Below are 4,002 nucleotides of genomic sequence, written 5' to 3'. Positions count from 1 at the left end.
CGGACAGTCCCCAAACTACAATCAGATAATTGCCGGCCGCATCGCCGATAACAGTAAAAACGAAATCGTTTTGCCTAAAATCTTAGTAAAAAAAATGGGCTATGCCAATGAAGAGATTCTCGGAAAAGAGCTTTCCTTTATCGGTTCGGTCTATAACTGGGACAGTGGTAAGCCGGTGGCAATGCCTATTTCCTTTAACGCTAAGGTTTCCGGTATAGCAGATACCTCTTACGGCATTGAATTTGATGGAAAAGTTGAGCAGTTCGAGTACGAGGATTCCCTGTTTCCGTCATTGGCAATTATGAAAGATATTTATGCTCAGGCAGAAAAAGAAAATCCCAGTTTTAGTTTCACTATCCGCGCAGATTCTCCCGAGCATTTTTTGGAACTTTACGATGAATTGATGGCAAAGGGCATTGTGCCGCTGGGACAGGCTGAGCTGATTCGGGACATTATGGGACTAAAGGGAACTGCTCTGGTGCAGACTGGTCTTTCTTCCGCTTTGATTGTCATACTTTCCGTATTGGCTGCTCTTTCCGTCTGCTTGGTTTGCGGCTTCATGCGCAGGAAAGAGTATGCTGTCTATCGCCTCTGTGGCTATACAAAAAGTGATATCGTATTGCTGACGCTGGTGGAATATACGGTAATGTTCTTATTTACCGGACTTTTTTGCATGATTGTGGCGCTATTGCTGAGTGTTCCTCTTTGGCTGGGATGTGCGCTTAGTTTTGGCGTGTCTGTCTTCTGCTTTGCAGAGACTTGCCTTATTTCTACCTCGGTTAATCCGCTAACTGCCTTGAAAACAGGAGGACGCGGATGATAGAACTGAACAATATTTCAAAAAAATATGGCGATCAAATCGTGCTGGATGGATTTTCCTATACATTTGGAGAGAACGGCATTACCTGCCTGTTAGGTGCATCCGGATCGGGAAAAAGTACGCTGCTTAACCTTCTCGCGGGATTTGATCGAGAATACAGCGGAAAAATTCTGGTGGATGGGCAAGCACTTTCGGAACTGTCGGATGAAGATCTTTGCGAGTACCGCAAGCATACCATCGGTTTTGTGTTTCAGGAATATCATCTGCTCACAGGCTATACAGTGCTGGAGAATATCCTGTTAGCCGCTGAACTGACCTGTCAGGATAACGCCAAAAATAGAGAATGGGCTCTCTCTCTGTTGCGTCGTCTTAATATTGAAGAAAAGGCAAACGAGAAAATAGAAAACCTTTCCGGTGGGCAAAAACAACGTGTGGCTATTGCGCGGGCGTTGGCTGGAAATCCCCAGGTGATTCTGGCCGACGAACCGACCGGAGCCCTTGATCGTAAAACTGCGGATGAGATTATGGCAATTCTTTCGGAGATTGCAAAACAAAGCCCGGTCTTGATTATTACTCACGACCGTAAAATCTGTGATTATGCAGATGAGGTTGTCACCATAGAAGATGGTAAATGCAGAGTATGGAAAGAGGCGAAAAAACAGGCAGTTACAGTTTTAATGCAAAAGGAAGCACTTCCTGATGTGCCCGTTTCTATGTTTAAGAGAGCATTGCACAACTTCAAGACGCATCTCAAACGATTTTTGGGAGTTTCTCTTGCAGTAACGATTGCAGTATGTGCGATACTTATGTCATTCTCTTCACAAAACATAATAGAAGAAAAAATCAATCACTTTGAGCAAAAAAATACCGCGTTCTCCTGGGGACAGATTTTACTGAAGGAAAATGACAAGGTAGAAGATGTACTTTCACTGCTTGAACGATCTCCGGATATCCAGCAGTACTATATACAGTATCCAGTCCCAGAGTGCAAAATAGAATTTGGAGGACACAGCCTTTCTGTTTCGCCAAAACAATTTGGCAGCATTTCCAACGAGTCCATGAACATCGGTGTCATGCCCAGAGATGGGGAGATTGCTATCACGCCATCCCTTGCCAAACAGTTTGCACAGGATATCCGTACGCTGATTGGAAAAGAAATCGTCTTCTCCTGTGGTAATTTTTCAAGGAAACTGCAAATCAGCGGCATTTACAGTGGCAGTTTTGATGACTACTACCTGGATGCAAAAACGGAACAGGAGCTCTATGGCACTTTGCAAGGGGATGAGTCCCCTGTATCGGTGACTTATCAGGTCAACGGCTTTGACGAAGTTCTGGAAGTAGTTGCACAGCTTACAGAGCAGGGAATCGTTCCTATTACAGCTGCAAAACAGGTGGAAAGTTTGAAAGAGACCTTTTTGCAGTTGCAAACGATGTTTATTCTTGTATCAGTCTTCATTGTTGTGATTGCACTTACCATCAGTGGGATGCTACTGATGAAGCTGGCTCGTATGCGCTCGGGTGAAATAGGACTTCTGATGGCGCTCGGATATCATCGTGGACAGATCCAAAAGATGCTTCTTTGGGAAAGCCTGCTGTTGTCGTCTCTTTCGGCCTTGACAACCACATTGTTTGCACTCCTTCTCACCACCCTGTCAGGGATTCTTCCGGTTCATATTGCCCCGCTTCAGTTTGCTGGGAGCATTTGCGGAACCGTCCTTCTGGTATGGTTTATTACTGCCATAGCCAACGCAAAATTACTGCGAACAGACCCTGCAAAAGCGTTGAGGGAATGAGTGACATTAAGGAGGAAACCCAATGAAGCAAAAAAATATCTTTCATTCCAACTGGATCACGGTATTGTTGCTAGTCATCGGTGTTATATTTCTGAGTCTTGGAATCTGGCGGGAGGAGTATGCTATCGTCATGAGCAAGGCCATCAATATCTGTTTGGAGTGCATTGGAATTGGATAAACAAGCAAAGAAATCAGAACGATTCCGCCATTTTTTTCAAGTCTTATGGGCGGTTATCACCAATAGTTATCTCATCGGCTTTGTCCGAGGAAAAATATATCAAGGAAAGATAAAGAATATCTGTGTACCGGGCATGAACTGCTATTCTTGCCCTGGCGCTGTAGCGGCCTGTCCCATTGGTGCTTTGCAGGCCACTATTGGAAGCTACGAGTATAAGTTTGCCTTTTATGTTGCCGGTTTTATGATTTTGGTCGGTACGTTCATGGGCCGCTTTGTATGTGGTTGGCTGTGTCCATTTGGTTTGATTCAGGATCTGCTAAACAAAATCCCGCTTCCTTCCAAGTTGAAGATCCGTACATTTAAGGGTGACCGTCAGTTGCGCTGGCTGAAATACGGGATTCTTTTGGTATTCGTTATTCTTCTTCCGCTGTATATCACTGATATGATTGGCCAGGGTTACCCTTGGTTCTGCAAGCTGATTTGTCCGGTCGGAACTTTGGAAGGCGGAATTCCCTTGGTGCTGCTGAATGATACAATGCGAGCCACAGTAGGATGGCTGTACGCTTGGAAAAATGTCATTTTAATCGTAACCATTTTGGTGTCCATACTAATTTACCGGCCATTTTGTAAGTACATCTGCCCTTTAGGCGCAATTTATTCCTTGTTCAACCCAGTTTCTATTTTGCGCTACCGCGTGGATTCAGAAAAATGTGTCAACTGTGGTGCGTGTGCAAAAGCCTGCAAGATGGGGTGCGATCCGGTAAAGAATGCCAACAGTTTAGAGTGTATTCGATGTGGAAAATGCAAGAATATTTGTCCCACTCACGCTATCGAATATTGTGCGGTTTCAAAGTCCATGAAGAAAAAGGATAACTCTCGGGTGTCGCAAGAGTAATTAGTGAACAGGAACGGGGTTTACCGTTCCTGTTCACTCTTTTTGTTTTGAAAAATCTGTTGCCCCTTCTGCGCCTGCCGTACGATTCTCCGCACAGCCTGTCGCTCCATATCTTCATGCAGCATACGGGAAACCGCCTTTTTGCTGTCAAACATCAGAAGCGGGTTGTACTTCTCGCCGTAAACCTCTTGCGCCCGATTCTCCGCTTCCTGCTCCTTACCGGGGCGGATGGCCTGTTTTGCTTTATAGAGCTGCACTGGGGCGAAGTCCTGGGCCCGCTCCCGAAGCCCGGCATACTCAGTTAGGGCAGAGTCCA

Annotated in this window: 4 protein-coding genes and 1 pseudogene; 4 read left to right on the top strand and 1 reads right to left on the bottom strand. The window is 45.4% G+C overall.

The window, feature by feature from the left end:
- From AB5H98_RS12895 to AB5H98_RS12880, 4 genes are all read left to right on the top strand, one after another.
- Window positions 1-820, top strand: an 820-nt coding sequence (locus tag AB5H98_RS12895) for an FtsX-like permease family protein (RefSeq protein WP_367926293.1), incomplete at its 5' end; no start/stop codon positions are given.
- On the top strand, window positions 817-2,613 hold the full coding sequence (locus AB5H98_RS12890; protein ID WP_367926292.1) for an ATP-binding cassette domain-containing protein: 1,797 nt from the start codon (window positions 817-819) through the stop codon (window positions 2,611-2,613). The genes AB5H98_RS12895 and AB5H98_RS12890, both read left to right, overlap by 4 nt.
- Before the next feature lie 22 nt (window positions 2,614-2,635).
- Window positions 2,636-2,791 (top strand): CD1871A family CXXC motif-containing protein, encoded by a 156-nt coding sequence (locus AB5H98_RS12885; RefSeq protein WP_176928143.1) that lies wholly within the window; start codon window positions 2,636-2,638, stop codon window positions 2,789-2,791.
- Window positions 2,792-2,924: 133 nt separating this feature from the next.
- Window positions 2,925-3,686: a 4Fe-4S binding protein gene (locus tag AB5H98_RS12880; RefSeq protein WP_367926291.1), complete on the top strand. Its 762-nt coding sequence runs from the start codon at window positions 2,925-2,927 to the stop codon at window positions 3,684-3,686.
- A 20-nt stretch (window positions 3,687-3,706) separates the two neighbouring features.
- Here AB5H98_RS12880 and AB5H98_RS12875 read toward each other — a convergent pair.
- Window positions 3,707-4,002, bottom strand: a pseudogene (locus tag AB5H98_RS12875) (mobilization protein); the annotation flags it as partial.

The sequence above is a fragment of the uncultured Ruthenibacterium sp. genome, from assembly GCF_963558415.1.
In the GTDB taxonomy this organism is placed as follows: domain Bacteria; phylum Bacillota; class Clostridia; order Oscillospirales; family Ruminococcaceae; genus Ruthenibacterium.
The sequence above is the reverse complement of the archived record's forward strand: the minus strand, read 5'-3'. Positions and strand labels throughout refer to the sequence as shown.